Source organism: Eudoraea sp. (genome assembly GCF_049665975.1).
Lineage (GTDB): Bacteria > Bacteroidota > Bacteroidia > Flavobacteriales > Flavobacteriaceae > Eudoraea.
The window spans coordinates 1-19,234 of sequence record NZ_JBATGR010000334.1; the positions used below are offsets into that span (position 1 = coordinate 1).

17 protein-coding genes are annotated in these 19,234 nt (G+C 36.5%); 10 read left to right on the plus strand and 7 right to left on the minus strand.

Going from position 1 to position 19,234, the window contains the following annotated elements:
• On the minus strand, positions 1-898 hold an 898-nt coding region (locus tag WBN20_RS11600), incomplete at its 3' end, for an HD domain-containing protein (protein ID WP_424281790.1).
• 37 nt (positions 899-935) lie between these two features.
• On the opposite strand from WBN20_RS11600, the gene WBN20_RS11605 reads away from it, so the two are divergent.
• The 5 genes from WBN20_RS11605 (at position 936) to pafA (ending at position 6,829) form a co-directional block, all read left to right on the plus strand.
• On the plus strand, positions 936-2,480 hold the full coding sequence (locus tag WBN20_RS11605) for a PglZ domain-containing protein (protein WP_424281791.1): 1,545 nt from the start codon (positions 936-938) through the stop codon (positions 2,478-2,480).
• A 363-nt stretch (positions 2,481-2,843) separates the two neighbouring features.
• Positions 2,844-3,608, plus strand: coding sequence for a hypothetical protein (locus WBN20_RS11610; RefSeq protein WP_424281792.1), 765 nt, complete (start codon positions 2,844-2,846; stop codon positions 3,606-3,608).
• Between the two features lie 229 nt (positions 3,609-3,837).
• Positions 3,838-4,737: a sulfotransferase domain-containing protein gene (locus tag WBN20_RS11615; protein WP_424281793.1), complete on the plus strand. Its 900-nt coding sequence runs from the start codon at positions 3,838-3,840 to the stop codon at positions 4,735-4,737.
• Positions 4,738-4,817: 80 nt separating this feature from the next.
• Positions 4,818-5,006: a hypothetical protein gene (locus WBN20_RS11620; RefSeq protein ID WP_424272850.1), complete on the plus strand. Its 189-nt coding sequence runs from the start codon at positions 4,818-4,820 to the stop codon at positions 5,004-5,006.
• 152 nt (positions 5,007-5,158) lie between these two features.
• Positions 5,159-6,829: an alkaline phosphatase PafA gene (gene pafA / locus WBN20_RS11625; protein ID WP_424281794.1), complete on the plus strand. Its 1,671-nt coding sequence runs from the start codon at positions 5,159-5,161 to the stop codon at positions 6,827-6,829.
• An 81-nt stretch (positions 6,830-6,910) separates the two neighbouring features.
• Here pafA and WBN20_RS11630 read toward each other — a convergent pair whose 3' ends face one another.
• Positions 6,911-7,972 (minus strand): hypothetical protein, encoded by a 1,062-nt coding sequence (locus tag WBN20_RS11630; RefSeq protein ID WP_424281795.1) that lies wholly within the window; start codon positions 7,970-7,972, stop codon positions 6,911-6,913.
• A gap of 91 nt (positions 7,973-8,063) precedes the next feature.
• On the opposite strand from WBN20_RS11630, the gene WBN20_RS11635 reads away from it, so the two are divergent.
• Entirely contained in the window at positions 8,064-8,756 is a 693-nt protein-coding gene (locus WBN20_RS11635; protein ID WP_424272847.1) for a hypothetical protein, read from the plus strand.
• A 123-nt stretch (positions 8,757-8,879) separates the two neighbouring features.
• Here WBN20_RS11635 and WBN20_RS11640 read toward each other — a convergent pair whose 3' ends face one another.
• Positions 8,880-9,623, minus strand: a complete 744-nt coding sequence (locus WBN20_RS11640) for an NIPSNAP family protein (protein ID WP_424281796.1) — start codon at positions 9,621-9,623, stop codon at positions 8,880-8,882.
• An 86-nt stretch (positions 9,624-9,709) separates the two neighbouring features.
• The gene (locus WBN20_RS11645; protein WP_424281797.1) at positions 9,710-10,696 is read right to left on the minus strand and encodes an NAD-dependent epimerase/dehydratase family protein; all 987 of its coding nucleotides are present in this window, start codon (positions 10,694-10,696) and stop codon (positions 9,710-9,712) included.
• A gap of 235 nt (positions 10,697-10,931) precedes the next feature.
• Here WBN20_RS11645 and WBN20_RS11650 point away from each other — a divergent pair, with 235 nt between their 5' ends.
• Positions 10,932-12,620: an arylsulfatase gene (locus WBN20_RS11650; RefSeq protein ID WP_424281798.1), complete on the plus strand. Its 1,689-nt coding sequence runs from the start codon at positions 10,932-10,934 to the stop codon at positions 12,618-12,620.
• A gap of 66 nt (positions 12,621-12,686) precedes the next feature.
• On the opposite strand, the gene WBN20_RS11655 is transcribed toward WBN20_RS11650, so the two are convergent.
• Positions 12,687-14,246 carry an aryl-sulfate sulfotransferase gene (locus tag WBN20_RS11655; protein WP_424281799.1) on the minus strand — a complete coding sequence of 520 codons (1,560 nt, stop codon included), beginning with the start codon at positions 14,244-14,246 and terminating at the stop codon, positions 12,687-12,689.
• A gap of 312 nt (positions 14,247-14,558) precedes the next feature.
• Between WBN20_RS11655 and WBN20_RS11660 the strand changes: the two genes are divergently transcribed.
• On the plus strand, positions 14,559-15,119 hold the full coding sequence (locus WBN20_RS11660; protein WP_424281800.1) for a hypothetical protein: 561 nt from the start codon (positions 14,559-14,561) through the stop codon (positions 15,117-15,119).
• Positions 15,120-15,185: 66 nt separating this feature from the next.
• On the opposite strand, the gene WBN20_RS11665 is transcribed toward WBN20_RS11660, so the two are convergent.
• Positions 15,186-16,013, minus strand: a complete 828-nt coding sequence (locus WBN20_RS11665; protein WP_424281801.1) for a hypothetical protein — start codon at positions 16,011-16,013, stop codon at positions 15,186-15,188.
• Positions 16,014-16,120: 107 nt separating this feature from the next.
• Positions 16,121-17,062, minus strand: coding sequence for an MBL fold metallo-hydrolase (locus WBN20_RS11670; protein ID WP_424281802.1), 942 nt, complete (start codon positions 17,060-17,062; stop codon positions 16,121-16,123).
• A 208-nt stretch (positions 17,063-17,270) separates the two neighbouring features.
• Between WBN20_RS11670 and WBN20_RS11675 the strand changes: the two genes are divergently transcribed.
• Together WBN20_RS11675 and WBN20_RS11680 are read left to right on the plus strand one after the other, a co-directional pair.
• Positions 17,271-18,404, plus strand: a complete 1,134-nt coding sequence (locus WBN20_RS11675; protein WP_424281803.1) for a DUF819 domain-containing protein — start codon at positions 17,271-17,273, stop codon at positions 18,402-18,404.
• 173 nt (positions 18,405-18,577) lie between these two features.
• Positions 18,578-19,120: a hypothetical protein gene (locus tag WBN20_RS11680; RefSeq protein ID WP_424281804.1), complete on the plus strand. Its 543-nt coding sequence runs from the start codon at positions 18,578-18,580 to the stop codon at positions 19,118-19,120.
• Positions 19,121-19,234 lie beyond the last annotated feature (114 nt).

Here is a 19,234-nt window from a genome sequence, read left to right on the forward strand (position 1 = left end):
CAGTACTATGCTGCCATTGTTTAATCGCTGCCAATATATCAGTATCGTCAAGACTTGCAAAACGATCCAAAACCGCAATATCAAAATTGGTATTATCTATTTTGTTTTTCAAAAAGAACATAAGAGGGGGACTGCAGGCCAATTCAAACTTCATATGAACCAGTTCCTTTGCTCGCTGTAGTGTTTTAATCAGCAATTGCTCAGCAACTAATCCAGTTTTATGAAGATATACCTGCCAATACATAAATCTTCTGGCCATTAGAAATTTCTCTACGGAATAGATCCCTTTTTCCTCAACGACCAATTCGCCGTCTACGACATTTAACATGGTTATTAAACGCTCTGCATTTATATTTCCTTCTGCAACCCCGGTATAAAAACTATCCCGCTTCAAATAGTCTAAACGGTCCATATCTAGTTGACTACTGACCAGTTGATTCAGGAATTTTTTACTATAAGTGCCTTTAAAAATTTCAATTCCTAAAGTTAAACTTCCGTTAAACTTGCGGTTAAGCACCTCCATAAATAGGTGCGAAATGGCTTCATGATTTATACCTTCTACCAAACTATGTTCCATAGCATGTGAAAAAGGACCATGACCAATATCATGTAATAAGATAGCACATAGTAATCCTTGAGATTCCTCATCTGTAACCTCAACCCCCTTAAAGCGAAGTAGTTGTATTGCTTCCTGCATTAAATGCATACTGCCTAATGCATGATGAAAACGAGTATGATGTGCCCCTGGATAAACCAGATATGAAAGCCCCATTTGGGAAATACGGCGAAGCCTTTGAAAATATGGGTCCGCTATAAGGTTAAAAGTTAGTGCATCTGGAATTCTAATAAATCCGTAAATTGGATCATTGAATATTTTAAGCTTGTTTGATTTTGACAAAATAGCTATTGTTTTCAACGGTAAAGATAAGGACTAAATGAACAAGATAACAATCCTTTGGGTAGATGATGAGATAGATTTGTTAAAGCCCCATATTATTTTCCTGGAAGGTAAAAACTATCAGGTAGTAACTTGCAAAAGCGGTCAGGATGCATTGGAAGAAATTAGAGTCAGAAATTTTGACATAGTTTTTCTCGATGAGAATATGCCGGGAATTTCCGGTTTGGAAACGTTAACCGAAATAAAAGCTATAGATGCAACCCTTCCGGTAGTAATGATTACCAAAAGTGAAGAGGAGTATATCATGGAAGAGGCTATTGGTTCAAAAATTGCCGACTATCTTATAAAGCCTGTAAATCCTAATCAAATACTTCTTTCTCTTAAAAAAAATCTGGATCACTCGCGTTTGGTATCAGAAAAGACCACTTCTAATTATCAACAAGAGTTCAGAAAGATTTCTATGGACCTATCGATGGTCAATTCTTATGAAGAATGGGCTGATCTTTACAAGAAACTTATTTATTGGGAGCTGCAATTGGAAGAAATAGAAGATTCCGGAATGTTTGAAATTTTGGAATCTCAAAAAGTTGAAGCTAATAATCAGTTTGGAAAATTTATTGAAAAGAATTATGCTGATTGGTTTCATGATGGTGACGGACCTGTAATGTCACATACCTTGTTTAAGGAACTAATTCTGCCTGAAATCCAGGATACACCCACCCTGCTGTTGGTAATAGACAATTTAAGGTATGACCAGTGGTTCGCATTCGAAGATGTCCTTACGCCTTATTACAAGAAAAGCAAGGAAATGCCATATTACAGCATTTTGCCAACGGCAACTCAATATGCTCGAAATGCTATTTTCTCTGGCCTTATGCCCCTTGGAATGGAAAAAAAATACTCCGAATGGTGGAAGAACGATACCGACGAAGGCGGGAAGAATTTGTTTGAAGACAAATTCCTGGGAGAACAGCTAAAACGATTGGGACTTGATATTAAATGGGAGTACCATAAAATAAGTAGTCTGAAACAAGGCAAACATCTTTCTCAAAACTTTCGTTCGCAAAAGAAAAATGATCTTACGGTGCTGGTGTATAATTTTGTAGACATGCTTTCACATTCCAAAACCGAAATGGACGTTATTAAAGAACTGGCATCTAATGATAAGGCTTATCGTTCCTTAACCCATAGTTGGTTTAAGAATTCACCACTTCTTGAGATCATTCAACAAGCTCAAAGTATGGGCTTAAAACTCGTCATTACAACAGATCATGGTACCATAAATGTAAAACAGCCTTCTAAAGTAATTGGAGACAAAGAGACCAGTCTTAATCTCAGATATAAAACAGGCAGGAGTCTTACCTATAATAGCAATGACGTGATAGAGGCCAAAGACCCTGCTAATATTTATTTACCAAGTATTACAATGAGCAGTTCATTTATTTTTGCAAAAAATGACTTGTTTTTTGCTTACCCCAATAATTACAACCACTACGTGAGCTATTACAGAAATTCTTATCAGCATGGGGGTGTTTCTTTGGAGGAAATGATTATACCATTTGTGGTTCTGGAACCCAGATAATCATATTTGTATTTTTACTAATATGAATTGCCTCATTATTAAGCAGCTGCAAAAAGGCTTCAATTTATAAAATGTTTTATTAATTCATGGATCATTATCGAAGTCTAAATAGGCTTGCTACGCCATAAACTATATACATCAAAAATTATTATAAATTGGTTTCTACAGAAATTCTTCGGTAAATAAAAAAGCTATTTCGGACATTTAAAGTAATGCTTCGTCCTTTGTTATAGTCTAAATCATTGATTATCAATTTTATTTGAATTTTATACTTTGGAATAGTGACGTAACGTGCTTAATAATACCGGGCTTTACTCAAAATTCAATTATATATCTGAATACTAACTTTAAAACAATCATAGAATGAGAAAAGGAATTACATTTTTGGCGGTATGCATTTTGAGCTTTCAATTTGCTATGGCCCAATTAATTACTACCCACCAATATAGAAAGGTAGCACCCGAAAATATGCAGGAGTATTTAAAAAGAGAAACTACCTATTGGGCCAAATGGGCAGAGAAGGAAGTTACCAAAGGAAACTTAACATTTTGGGCCATATTAGAAAGAGTGGGCGGTGTAAACCAGGATACAAGCCCAAATATCCTGATTATTAACACCTATAAAGATCTTGATAAAGGTGCAGACTGGGCAAGCATAGACGCAATGTTTCCAGATGTCAAAATGGAAGATATGGATACATGGAATATAAGTACCAATATACATCATGTATTCCTGAGTGATCTTCCCAACCATATACGGGCAGAAAATACAACGAATGATGATTACAAATATGTAAGAATCATTTATCACGACACAAAAAACACAGCCCAGCATCTTACTTTTGAGGCGGAGAAATGGAAGCCCATGGTAGAACAGGCTTTGAAGGAAGGCAAAACAACTATGAAAGGCTGGGGCAATCAGGCCATTATTTCTCCGGTTACTTCTACCTTTACTTACAGCAGCTATTCTTATGATATATTTTCATCTATGCAAGATGCATTATCACCTGCCTTTAGCGATGACATGACCGCACCCGATGGATTTTGGGATGGTTTTCAGGAGAATTATAACAAACGTAATTCCAACTTATACAGAGTTGTTGCAGGTGTATCTGCACCTTCCGAGTAAACAAGCCTGAACAGATTAATGGATATTGAAAGCCTTGAAATTATTTTCAAGGCTTTTTATTAGATGTGCTTTTATTATTGATCATTATGGAACAATAATTCCCAACTGTTCTTTGGTAAAAAAAGAATGTTATTCGGACATTTTTTGATGGCTTTAGTCCTGGAATTGTTGAATAACTCTCTATTTATATTTATAATCATTTTCAAATCATATTAAAATTATAATAACCATGGAAAAAATAAAATGGCCTGTTAAGAAGCAAGAATTGCACAGCAATCATTTCGACTCCACAATGTGGAACGATTTTAAATTCCGGGATGATGATATAGTGATCTCAACTTATGCCAAATCGGGAACTACCTGGTTACAACAGATCGTATCTCAACTAATCTTTAACGGGGAAACTGGATTGCCAGTGGCCGATATGTCGCCCTGGGTTGATTTACGTGTTCCTCCGAGGCATGTAAAATTACCTGCCATAGAGGCACAAAATCACCGCAGGTTTCTTAAAACACATTTACCGGTGGAAAATTTAAATTTTTCTCCCAAAGCCAAATATATTTATATAGGAAGAGATGGAAGAGATGTCATATGGAGCATGTATCATCATCATGTTAATGCGAATGATAAATTTTATGAAGCCCTGAACGAATCACCGGGTCTGGTGGGACCAAAAATTGAAAGGCCCGGGGATAAGGTTGTGGATTACTATCATGAATGGCTTGAGAAAGACGGGTATCCTATCTGGTCGTTATGGGATAATGTGAATAGTTGGTGGGCTATAAAAGATTTGCCTAATGTACTAATGCTCCATTTTAACAATTTAAAAAAGGACATGCCCGGAGAAATCAGAAAAATTGCAGCCTTTCTGGATATTCCAATTGATGAATCAAAATGGAACGACATCCTCAACCATTGCAGTTTTGAGTATATGAAAGATAATGCTGCTGAAAGTGCTCCTCTTGGCGGGGCTTTCTGGGAAGGGGGCGCCAAAACATTTATAAACAAGGGCACAAATGGCAGATGGAAAGATCTACTCTCCGAAGAAGAGGCCACAAAGTACGATAAGTTAGCCTCGGAAAAGCTCTCGCCTGAATGCGCCAGGTGGCTCAAAACCGGTAAAATGTAATTCTTAATGCAAGCCGTAACCCAATATCAATTGTGCTGCTGCTTAAAAAATAAAATCAATGTTTAATTAAAATCAATATAATGGAATTGGATGAACAAAAGTTACATGCTTTGTTAGGTAAAGTTGTTGTAGAAATGGGAGCTGCTGCTAATGGTCCGCTTATTACTATAGGCGACAAGCTTGGATTGTACAGTTCACTATCAGAATTGGGTCCCATATCTTCAGAAGAATTTACAAACATTGAAAGTCCATCATCATGGTCTATTTAAGAATCTGAAGGTTTTTACAGATAAATAACCCTGTAATCGAAGTTTATCCCTGTTTATTAATAAAATTTAACATAATTACTGATTATCTTTGAATAGCGCAGTTCTGAACTTAAGTCAGGATTCAAACTTTAATATAAAAAGATAATAAAATTATGATTAGAATTATCGCTATTACTGCCCTGTTTTTTTTTAACGGATTCCTTGTAAGAAGCCAGACAGATAAGCCCAAATTGGTGGTAGGTGTCGTGGTAGATCAAATGAGGTTTGATCATCTTTACAAGTATCAGGAGAGGTTTTCTAACGGCGGGTTTAAGCGAATAATGCAGGAAGGATTTAACTATAAGAACACCAATTATAATTATGTCCCTACGGTTACTGCTGCCGGACATGCATCTATATATACAGGAACAACCCCATCTGCTCATGGAATTATTGGAAATACCTGGTATCAGCGAAGTTCAAAACAGATCATTACCAATATTGAGGATAATAATGAACTTTTAATTGGGACAGATGCTGTAGATAGCTATGGCGGATCTCCAAGAAACCTTTTAACAACAACGATAACGGATCAGTTGAGAATGGGAACAAATTTTAGGGCTAAAGTAATAAGTGTTTCCTTAAAAGATCGCGGTGCTATCTTGCCCGGGGGGCATTCGGCAAATGCTGCATATTGGCATGATTGGAAATCGAGCCCGGGTAATTTTGTAAGCAGTTCTTATTACATGGATGAATTGCCTAATTGGGTCACCAAATATAATAAATTAGAAAAGTCAAATTCTTATTTAACAGATTCATGGAGCACCCTGTACCCAATAGAATCATATATTATGAGTGCGCCGGATGACAACAATTATGAACGGGCCATTGCGGGCAAAACATCTGCCACTTTCCCATATGATTATAAGAGTATGAGGGAGCGTTATAAGGAAATAGGTGCTGAATTCCAGTTAATTTGGGTTACCCCAGCTGGTAATTCCTTGCTGACGGATTTTGCCATTGAAGCTATTAAGAATGAAGGTTTAGGTACAGATGAAATTACAGACTTTATTAATATAAGTTATTCCGTTCCTGATGTTATTGGTCATACTTTTGGCCCTCAGTCCGTTGAGTTCGAAGATGTAATATTAAGATTGGACAGGGACATTGAAAGTTTATTAAAATCTCTGGATGCGACTGTTGGTACTGGAAATTATTTGCTGTTTTTAACTTCGGATCATGGGTCAGTTCCTGTGGCCTCATATCTGGCAGATAACAAGCTCCCTGCGGGAATCGCTAATATAAAAAAACATGAAGTTGCTCTTCTGAGTCATTTGAATTCAAAATATGGCACGAATCAATGGATTGAAAATTTTGATGGAGAGTCGGTTTATTTAAACCAGGATTTAATTAAGCAAAAGAAATTATCTCTTAGAGCTGTGCAACAGGAAGCAGCAGATTTCCTCATAACTCTTGAAGAAATTACCGGAGCACTTATCGCATCCGACTTGCAATCACAAAGTTATAGTTATGGAATGAACCAAATGATTCAAAATGGATATCATTCCAAAAGATCCGGAGATGTCATTTTAATATTTAAACCAGGTTTTGTTCCGAATCTGGACCCCAGAATAACGATGCAAAATATTAAAGGCACTACCCATGGGTCCGGGTATGCATATGACACCCATGTTCCCATGCTATGGTTCGGAAATTCTATTCCTAAAGGTAAATCTGTAAGAAAAGTATCGGTAATCGATATTGCCCCCAGCATCGCACAAATTTTGAATATATCATATCCCAGTGGTGCAACAGGGGAACCGTTAACAGAGCTTTTTGACTAAATTTAGGATTAATCAAATGATTTACTAAGTCGAAGTCGCAATTTGCTCAAGGGTTTTATTTAAATAAAGGAGTCTTAAGTTTTATTTTGTTCTGGCCACATTTGTTATATTCTTGCGAAAAGTATTATCATTCGACAGTATATCAAAAAAGTCATATATAAAGTTTCTTGCCTTGATAAATTCACCAGGGTCACCAAAGTCTGATTCCAGACTATTGATAATAGTCACCATTTTAGCTTTATTATTCAGAAATTCCGTTCTTACTTGTTGGTATACCGCTTCATTACGCTTAAACCCACGGTATAATCTTTGAGTGACGTCGGTTATACTTAGTTCTTCACCTTGAACCTGTGAGACAACCGCGTAGCTGGCATCAACCAACCCAGACATGTCAAAATCGTAAGGTACAGGTATAATATCGCCATCAACGAATAAAAGTTTTTCGTTATGCCGATATGCTGATGAATAGTCGGTATTACCAATCATATACTGAAAAAAATCATTTCTAACCGAATTAAGATCCTCCTGTTCCATAGGATGTATTGACCTTTTAATCTGTTTTCCATTACATCTGTCTTTCACTCTATCAATATCTTCTATAAAAAATCCTATTATTGAATAGTTTTTAACTTTCTGTCCTTTTTCATCTGTAAAATCAATATCCAATAATCTGGTGTTAAAATGATAAGGAGAGACAAGTTCATACAGTTTATAAGCCATATACTCCTTTAAAACTTTATCATTATAGTCCTTTTGCAGTACACAAGGAAGTACGAGTTTTAGTTTCTTATTGCCTTCAAACACAGTTCCTATGGTAGTCGATTTCTTTATTTTCATTTTCACGGGTGGGAAATAGCAATTTTTTCTCCTGTAGTTCCCCCTTGCTCTAATTTTAACCTCCAACGTCTTCCATGATTCATCCGAAGACATATAATCCATTTCACTGTCTATATATGTACTATCATTCGTCTCTTTCCGTAAAATTTTATTGGAATAGCTTAATTTTACGGGTAATGGATCAGTAGTAAGAAATAACTCAGTGACCTGATTATTCTGGTCAGTAACAGCCGATTCCTGCGAAAAAGTGTTTCCAATAAAATGAAGATATGCGAAAAGGAAAAGATATATGACTTGCTTATTCACGAGAATGTAGTTAGATTTACCCCTATAAGTTAATACATTTTAAGCTATTAGACGATATCTTACCATATTAAATTACAGAACAATAATTGTATTGATTGTTTCAGTATTAATTACGTTTCTGGCATTTAAATTTAATATAAACTTCTATGTTGATCTTACTATGTTAAGTATCGCCATAATATTTCCTTTGGTATTTACTATACGTGGTTCTTTCAGGCGCCGGGAAAAGGCACTGCAGCATTTGAGTAAATTCAGAAGTGCTCTGAAGACTGTTCAATATTTTGTGATGAGCAACAAGGAACTCTCTGAAGAGAGTAAAAATGAAATGACTGATATTTTGATTAACATAAGTGAGCAAACTTTAGATCAACTAAAAAACAATGATAAAACCACAAAAGATCTGGATATAATCATTGATAAAGTGCTTACATTTATCGTAGCTAACGATCTAACCGTTTCGAAAAATTTAAAAGACAGAACTTTTCGTTTTATGAAAGATCTGCACGAATCCATAGAGAATTTACATGCTATTAACACGCACAGGACACCGATAAGCTTAAAAGCTTATTGTCTTGTATTTATCTATATTTTCCCATTAATTTATGCTCCAACCATTATCAATGATGTGGGATTGGAAAATAATCAGGGGATAACCTATTTCATAGTAATACTAACGGAGTTTATACTTATATCTCTTTATAACATCCAGGATCAATTAGAATATCCGTTTGATGATATTGGCTTGGATGATATTAATCTTGATGCCTTTAAACTTGATAGATAGGCAAAAAAAGAGTGCCTGCCTATTTAGATATAAAACGCAACTGCTTTTTCACACTCCAACCAATTATCCATAATTACAATTGAAAGGAACTGAATTTAAAGATTTATGTATGCTTTCTAAAATTTACAGTTGAGAATAAGGCAAAGGTTTTAAGAATACCCTGTAAATATTTGAAACCGTATTAGCGTACTCGGGTAATTTTAATATCCGTTGCCATTCCGGGTTGGGGCCAAATTTTGCCCAATTAGCATCGCGTTCCTCCATATCCTTGAAAGCTAGTAAATAAGTTAGGCAAGGCATTTGCGGACCTGCAATTTTCTCCCCGAAAAAAACGGAATGGAGTCCTACCTCGTCAAAAATACCCAGTTCACTTTCATTGAACATTTTTACTTTGCGTTGAAACGCATCTTCATTATAGCCTTCATAAGTTCTTAATTCAAAAATCATAGACCCCTCTGACGGTTTTACTAATTTGGGTATCCCATCAAATGCTGTAAACAAAGACGTTACATACCGCTCTACAGGAAAAATTTCCTGAGCAGTTTTGTGGTATACTTCAGATGCCTGCAGAAAAACGGAATCATCCTTCAGAATGTCCAGCACATTCTGATAGCCTTCTAAATTATCATAGGCAATTAATAAATAAATCTTCTTTGGCATGGCATCCCCAATTTCTTCAAATGCCCCAATATTTTTAATTCCCTGTTTGTTTAAAGCAGGTATTAAAGCATTTTCAAAATATTCATGTAAGACTTTAGCAGGTTTACCAAATTTTAACTCATATTCCCGAAATTCATAAATTTCTTTTTGGCTGAATCCAAAAGCACCTAAAAAAAGAATAACTCCTATTGTAAATTTTTTGATCATGATAAAGTATTTTAGTCAATTTTATAAATCTAATTCTTCTTTAATTAATACATGGATTGTTGTTTTTAGCAAATCTGATTTATGTTTTATCCCAACTTTTTATAGGTCTTGAGTATATTTTCAATTCGTTTGTTTTCCTCCGGATCTATAAATTTCTTTTCAGGGTTTTCATCCAGCCATTTCAGGGTTCTTTTTATACCTTCTGCAAAGGGGATTATGGCCTTAAAGCCTGGGACAAATGTTTTTATTTTAGTATTGTCAAAGATCACACTTTCGGCCTTATCTGCAAGTAAAGTTCCTGTATATGAGGGTTCTATTTTACAAATAAAATCTGAAGCAATATGTACCACTTTTGCCTTACAACCCAAACTGTCCGCCAGGATTTCATAGATCATGTTCCAACTTAATATTTCATCTGATGTAATGTGAAACGCATGTCCTACTGCCTGCGATAATCCCAATAATCCTACAAAACCCTTTGCAAAATCATCAGAATGGGTTACGGTCCACAATGAAGTCCCGTCTCCGTGAACAATAATTTCCTTTCCTTTTAAAATTCTATCAGCTGTAGTATACTCTTTAAACCCACCAATAGCAATAGGGATAACCGTGTCATAGGTCAAAGAGGGTCGAACAATTGTAATTGGAAACCCAGCTTCCCTGTATGCTTTCATCAATCTATCCTCACATTTAATTTTATCACTGGAGTAATCCCATAAATTATTGCACAGCGGCGTAGACTCAGTTATAATTGGGTAACTCAATGGTGTCTGATAGCACGATGCAGAGCTTATAAAAATATATTGCTTGGTTTTCCCCTTAAATAAGGTAATATCCCTTTCAATATCTGATGGCGTAAAAGCAATCCAGTTAACCACGACATCCCAGTTGTGATTTTTCAATTCCGACAAGCTGCCGGGTTTATTTATATCACCCAAAATAGTTTTTACCCCTTCAATTTTAATTTTATTAATTCCTCTGTTCAGATGATATAACTCTATCCCTTTGGAAATAGCTAATCTGCTGGAAGCACTGCTAATATTTCCTGTACCCCCAATAAATAATACCTTCATATATTTTTCTAAAGAATTACAAAGTACTGAATTATCCAGAACAGTCAATACTTCTGCTGAATAATATTGTTAGGTAGGTTAATTTTAGCAATTACAGGCATTAGAAGACATTTGTATTCAATATTACTAATATAGCTGTAAATGATAAATCCTTACCTTGGGGTACTTAACAATGAACCAGTTGTTGTAAATGATGAATCTCAATAAGCGAACAAAACAAGTTAAACTTCTTAAAGTGAAATTTAAAATATTCTATAGCTTTTCAGACAGTACTTTTATTTCTAATCTAAACCATACAACGGTTATTCTTAGCTTCCTGCTTGCAATTATAGGATTTACAGCTTGTTCGGGCACCTCGGAGAAAGCCGTAATAGATACAAGGCCTAATATATTACTACTGGTAGCCGATGACCTTGGCTATGCAGATCTGGGCTGTTATGGGGGGGATATCTCAACCCCTAATATTGATGGTCTGGCATCAAGTGGTATCCGTTTCAGCAGGTTTCATACCGCGCCTATGTGCGCACCTACCAGAGCGATGCTTTTAACAGGCAATGACAACCATATTGCTGGAATAGGAAGACAGGCGCTAAGCACACAGGTTTTTGGTTACGAAGGCTATATAACAAATAGAGTGGCTACTATCCCTGCCTTGCTAAGAAAGGATGGTTATCACACCTATATGGCTGGTAAATGGCATCTGGGTACTGGCAAAGAGGCCAACCCGCACGAAAAAGGTTTTGAACACTCGTTTGTTTTGCTTGAAGGTGTTGGAAATCATTATAACAGCCAGGGATTATTTAAAGGTATTCCGGTTTCGCATTATACAGAAGATGGCAAACCCGCTAAATGGCCGGAAGGTTCATATTCCACAGACCTTTATACCGATAAGCTCATCGAATATATTGATCAGAACAAAGATGATAAACGTCCATTTTTTGCCTATGCAGCATATACATCTCCGCATTGGCCGCTGCAGGTTGATAAGGCATATTGGAAAAAGTATGAAGGCAGGTATGATGAAGGTTATGATAAATTAAAAGAAGAAAGACTGATAAGTCTTAAAAAGGCGGGGATGATTCCCGAAAATGCGGTCCTACCTCCTGCCCATCCTTCAATTAGGCCCTGGAATTCTCTTTCGGATAATGAGAAAAAAAGAGAAACACGAAAAATGGAACTCTACTCTGGGATGGTAGATAATCTGGATGTGAATATTGGCCGTATTGTACAGCATTTAAAGGATATCGGAGAGTACGAAAACACTCTGATTATTTTTATGTCGGATAATGGGGCAGCAGGTGAAGACTATTATAATAATCCCGTGATCAGACCTCATATAAACCCCTATTTTAATAATAACTATGAAACCATGGGCGAAGCGAATTCTTTGATTTCCTATGGCCCCCAATGGGCAGAAGCCGGTTCTTCACCTTTCAGATATTACAAGGAATATGCTACCAACGGTGGTATTATAGCGTCTATGATTATGAGTGGTCCCATGGTAGAACAACAAAATGTAATTGCAAATGACTTTTTAACCGTTATGGATATTGCTCCCACCCTTTATGACATAGCCAAAATAAATTACCCTCCTGAATTTAATGGAAATTCATTATTCCCTTTAAAAGGAAAATCACTTTTGTCATTTATTTCTGGCAAAGCAGAGGTTATACATACCAACGACTACGTCTTTGGATTAGAGCACAGCGGAAATACAATGTTGAGGAAGGGTCAGTGGAAAATTACTAATTTCAGTGATCCATTTAGCCTATCAGCATTTGAACTCTATAATCTCGATGAAGATCTGGGTGAAATGCATGATTTAAAAACCTCACACCCCGAAAAGTATCAGGAAATGTACCAGGAATGGACCAATTTTGCCAGTGATATAAAGGTCCAGTTACCTGGCATTAGCTACGATTGATCTTTAAAAATCTCATGCTCTGAATTCCACTTTTTTTAGCGATTGGGGAGATTTAATAAGCTTTTGCTATGATTCCTCTTTTTTGGGTTTAGGAGGAAGTTTGAATTCCTCAGGTTGTGGGTCCAATGGTTCTAATTCTTTTCCCTGTAAACCCGGATGTTCAGCAGGAATAAAATTGGATCTGAACTGCCAGTATGCAAAAGGTATTGGCGAAACCGGGTCCCCATCAGAATGATGGATATTCCCGCGATATGGATTCAGATATTCCCAAACAATTTCCCCTTCAGGAGTAACCTCAAAGAAACGGCCCTTTGGCCCTTCATTGATAAAGGTGTTTCCATTGGCCATTCTTTGTGCACCCGATATAAAGCTGCCGTAAAAAGATAGCGTATCCGGAGCGATATACTGCCAAATGGCTTTCTCAGGGCCATATGTACCTTCTTCCCCCATAATATAACTACCTTCATCATTTATGGGTGGCTCTAATTCCAATACCGCCGAATAATTCAAACTGTCCGGACCCATGGGCACAGCATTATTAAATAGTGTCAGATGGCCTTCACCAGGCAATCCCTTCTCAATCCATCTTACATCGTGCTGGCCAAACAATTTCTGATTGGTGGAATCGCCATGGTTATAATTTTCAGGGTTTCCCCATCGGTATAAAAAGTCGCCACCACGGCCCATTTTGCCTCCGCTATGGCCAGCCGCTTCTTCTGTAGTTGTACTGTGGTCAATAATAAATATTTCATCCAAATTAGGGGAACTAAAGACTATTTGATCCAGTTCAGGGTTGTAGTCGATGGCATTTACGTGATGTACATCAGAGCCTCTGTTTTCAACAGTTTGGTTCTTCCATGCTCTTTTTAATTTATGTAATACCGCCATACTGTCATGGGAAATAAGAGGCGGTATTTCCCCATCCTTATTAAAGTCAAGGAGTTCAGGATGTGCTGCTACATCGCCATAATTATCCTTGGTTTCATCATAATCCTGTATTAAATGATCCCAAATATGCCATTCCCACACAATTTCACCCCCGCTTTTGCCTTTGGGTTTTATTTCAACTATTTTATCGGGCCAAAGCCCGGCTTTTGGAGTAAATTCAGGCTTTCTACCTGCCTGTAATACCTCTTCCTCAGTCTTTGCCTCCCAGGCTATCGCAAGAATATTGCCGTTTGGTAAAAGGGCTATGTCATGATGTGTGTGTTGTTCGTCATCGGCATATTCAAAATCCCATAGCATTTTACCGTCCCAACTAATTTTTTGTAACCTACCCGCATTGCCTCCACCACCAAATACAGGAAAATCAGGATCTACAGAAAGAAGTGTTAGCGAACCGTCATCATTTAAATAAAAACTGTTTACTTCATAATTCCCTTTCCATTCATGAACTACTTTTCCTTCCCGGTTAACAAGGTAAGTAGAAGCGGAATTTGCCGGTCTGAATATCACATACCCGGGGGCAAGACCTTCTGTGGTTTTTGTTAAGCCACGCGGTATATAAAGCCCAAACATATTACGATCCTTTTTTTCGGGTTTATCGGCCATTGGCTTTTTATCGGTGCAATGGACAATGGTAACCGCTATAATAAGGGCAACAAGATAGTTCTGAATTTTTTTCATATTTGAGCTTTGATTAATTGGTTGGTTTTTCTGTCTTCAAAGAGCTGCATATAACAACACCTTTTGAATTGGATTTTAAGTTGCTCTAAAATAAACTTAAAAATTCATTCCCTTAAGTTTAAAAGACAATAATTTACTCTTATCCCCACAAGCTATTTAAGCAGAACATTTCCAGAATAAATGGCCATATTCCAAAATACAATACTGGCCTTAATTGATTATCTTACACTCGCTAATTTAATGCCAATGAACTTGCTATACAAACTTTCAGTTTTAATGGTACTATTCTCATGTTCACCAAAGCAGGAACCAATGAAACATATATTTTATTTACATGGTATGATTATAGAAGTGCAAGGTATTCGTGCAGTAAGTCCTCAATTCGGAGCCTATGAGTACACCTCTATTATTGATTCACTTAAAGCAACAGGTGCTGAGGTTCATGCAGAGGTGCGAACAGAGAAAACCGACTTTTACGAATTTGGAAAGAAAATATCAAAAGAAATAGATGAGCTTATAGCAAAAGGAGTAGCACCTTCAGATATTACACTTATTGGGGCATCCAAAGGAGGTATGATAGCCATGTACATTTCGGATTTGAATATTAATAAGGTGAATTATGTACTCCTGGGTTCAAGCAGTGATTATACACAAAAGACTTTTGACTGGAACCTGCATGGAAATATATTGGGGATCTATGAAAAATCTGATACTGTTGCCGGCAACAATTACCAATACTGGATAGATAAATCTTCCAATGCCGCAAGTTTTGAACAACTCGAAATAAATACAGGCCTTGGTCATGGATTTTTATATACTCCTCATGCAGCATGGTTTAATCCGGCTAAGAAATGGATGAATCGCAAAAAATAAACTTTTACTATCCAACTCCGCTAACCCGCTGGAATTTTGGAAAATTAAGAGGAATCTCTAAAAGAATCACTTCTTCGCAGGTGCCGTTGCAATCAAATTTTTAGAAATATCCATTAGCAGGCTGGTAGATAATTGTTCCATATGAATGACACCGATAAATTCTTCCTTTTCATTTATTACAGGTAAAAATGTTGTTTCCAACTTTTGCATATTTTCCAAGGCGACATATTTTGAAGTAGTGGGTTTAATAGCATCATTAAAACTTAGCAACCCATCAATATTATATATTTCAGTTTCATTACTATTCTCTAACCATATTTTCAAATCATCAGCAGTAAACTCCGGGTTTTTTGAAAAAATCTGAGGCATCAATAACTCTAAAGAAATAATTCCTTTGAATTTCCCGGTTGTGTAATCGTTAATGATGATATATTTTAATGTAGACTGTGCTAACTTGTTTAGGTATTGTTCAATTTCTGTAGAACCATAATTATCATAACCCATTAAAAAGATCAGGGCTTCCGGTTTCGATTTAAGGATCTTATCAAGGTCTACCAGACTGGACTTAGGAGCCCCCCTTATGTTATCTATCTCTTTGGTAATACTGCTAATAGGACTTATTAGGGCCGCGGTTTCGGAAATCTCGGTATTCTTTGCCTCCTGAATGGCTTCTGCTACCAATGTAACTTCAAAATCACCTACTTTAAGCCGTTCAACTTTCCCCGTTAGTAATAACCATACCGCGAGAGGTACTATAGCAATTATTATATCGGAAGTTTTAATCTCATAATCCTTACCTACTTTCTTTCTTAAAAACAAAACCAGGATAATGGTCACAGCAAAAATAGATATGGCAATTATTGTATCACCATTCAGTAGTTCCTCGGATTTCATAAATACTTAATTTTTAGAGTTAGTTAGTTTATTTCGGGCTGGCTAAACCGGCAGTTAAATATAGTTTTAATATGTATATTATTTATTAAAAATCTTGCTACGGGTCCCTAAAGTGGAATACACTTTAGATCTTCTGCTAAAATTATGGTTCCCGTATAATTATCTTTTACCCTTATTAAATTTGAGTTTATGTTCCAGAGGCTAAACTCTTTAGCTCTCGGATGTACAGAATCTAATTTCATCAAATGACTTAATACCAGCCGCTGAACGCCAGACTCCTGAGCCATAGAGCCTACTTTAAGTGGTTTGGCATGAAGGTTTGTAAATGGTTTGTCAGCTTCTTCAGAAATGGCCAAATGCAATACCAGTAGGTCTGCTCCCTTTGCAAAATTGATAAAACCAGGAGTATCAAGCGTTTGATCGGCTCCAAAAACAATGCTCTTATTGTCTATGGTTACTTTATAGGCTAGTGTAGGTTTATTGGCGTGGTTTACACCAATAGCTGTTACATTTAGAAGTTCATCCTTATAGACCGTTGTAATAGAATCTTTTTGTGAAATAACTTCAATAGCGTTGATTCTGGTAAAAGCATTAATAGGCACTGCCATATCATTAACCGCAGACAGGAATCCCTTAAGTCCGTCGGATCCTTCTCCAACCGGGCCGGATACATTTAATGGAGCCGGCCGGTTCGAAAATATGTCGGACCAAAGTAAAGCCGGTAGCTCAGAGGCATGATCCGGATGAAAATGACTTATGCCCAGAAACTCAATATTCCGTATATGGGCTCCTGCCTGTTGCAGTCTTAGAAATGTACCGCCTCCCGCGTCTATCATAACCAATGGTCTCCCATCAACCCAAACCAGGTATCCGGTTGAAGCCCTGGCATCTCCTGCAGCAGGCCCACCTGAACCCAGAATTTGAAGGATAATTCCCTCTTGATCACAAGTGGTATCAACTTCTTCAGAGCCGTGTTCCGGTTCAATTTTGGGGTTCGTATTGCAACCAATAAACAATAATAAAAATAGAAGTATCAGAAAGTTTTTCATAACAGAAGAATTTGTATGCTTTAAAAAGAAATATCTGACCTATTTATTTGGGTACATCATGATATTTCATGAGTTTATCATATTTTACTCAAAACCAGATAGCACGAATAAAGATAGCTAAACCTATATATATCAAATTAACCTTTATACCAATAAGTAAAAAACCCCGGCGGGATCTGGCATACTATTATTTTGATATCTTTAGGCAATGAACTTTATTGAAAACCCGGTTTATGTTTTAGGGGTATTATGTTTAATGGTGATCCTGGCGGATTATGTTTCTAAAACTAGATTTGGTAAAAAACTTGGAGCGGCATTATTGGTAATACTTTTTACGGCAGTTATCGCTAACCTGGGATTAATTCCTTCCGCTTCAAATTCCATTCCCTTATATGATGGTATTTTTACTTATTTAGCACCTATTTCTATATTTTACTTATTGCTGGGGGTTAATCTTAATTCAATAAAGAAGGCTGGAGCCCCTATGATAATTCTATTTTTAATAGGTTCACTGGCAACCACTCTGGGTATTCTATTTTCCTGGTATCTGATATCGCCTCAGGACGTACTGGGTGAAGATGGAAAAATTATAGCCGGTATGTTAACAGGAACCTATACAGGAGGTAGCGTCAACTTTAATGCAATAGCACTGGAGTATGATTTTCAGGAACGAGGTATTCTATATGCCGGAACTATTGCCGTCGACAATGTAATTACAACGCTATGGATTATTGTCACACTATCTTTTCCAGCCATTTTAAAAACATTCTGGAAAGATAAAAAGATTAAAACATCTACACCAACATTAGATGCAGAGGATAAAGAACAACTTAATTTTAATTCTCTAATATGGTTATTGTTTCTGGGAGTTTTCGCGTATTATGTCTCTGAATTAACAACCAACCTCTTCCCTCAAATCCCTTCAATATTAACCCTTTCTACGATTGGGATTTTATTGGCACAAACCCGTTTTGTGCAAGGCTTAAAGGGAAGCCACTTTCTCGGATTGTATCTGGTATACCTATTTCTGGCAGTAATTGGGGCTTATTGTGAAATTAGTTCGGTAATAGAACTTAAGGAGATTGGACTTACTTTATTGCTCTTTGCTTCAATTGCGGTATTTCTGCATGGGATACTGGTGATTCTATTAGGCAGTTTTATTTACCGGGATTGGGAAATGATTTCCATAATCAGTCAGGCCAATATTGGCGGAGGCACCACGGCAATAGCTCTTGCTGAAACCTTTAACAGAAATGAACTCATCTTACCTGCTATCCTGGTAGGAACATTAGGTAATGCACTTGGGACTTATTTAGGTTTTCTTGTAGTTTATTTATTGTGACAGGAATTGGCCCGATAATTATAAAAGTGGTTTGTTAATATAGAGCCCTTTTTACATCTTAAAACCGCCTTTAATAGTATTTTGACTACAAAAAATAACCGTTGACCACATATTTTTTTTTTATTCAGGAAAGTTTGCCTCCTTTACCATCCCTAATCTTAAAATAAATTACCATGACTACCAAATTTCTATTATCTTTTACATTTATTCTAACCACTTTATTGGTATCTGCTAAATGCGACAATACCTATACTTCTGCCTCCTATGCGTTAAATCACGCTAAGAAATCTTTTAGCTCCAAAAATTTTGATCATCAAAAGTATTATGCGTATAAAGCCCTGGAAGCATTAGAAAAAGCTAAGAAACTGATTGATATATGTGGCTGTGATAAGGCTGTGGACCCAATTTTGGATGGGATCGAAAATTTAGAAAAGGCTTCAGACCCAAAAGATTTTGAAATGGGAAGGTATTATACCAAAAGAGCTTTTGCTGATATTCAAGACCTCATTAATCAATTAGATATCTATACCCAAGACAACTTAAATACTATTGATAATTTAAATGTTTCCATGGATACAGAATCTGTTGAAAAGAAATTATTAATAAATGAACTATCCGCAATTAAAAATCAACAAATAATCCTCGCCAGGAAACAGGAAATACTGGAAAAACGGAAAAACGATATAGAAGAGAAACTACTTAATCCTGGTTCTTAAATAAACTTTTTAAGCTATATTCCCAGCAAAGGAAGCCTGTATTTACAGTCTTCCTTTTTGCTTTTTATACTATTGGATATGGCATGACTCATTCCTAAAATAAGTCATCAATTA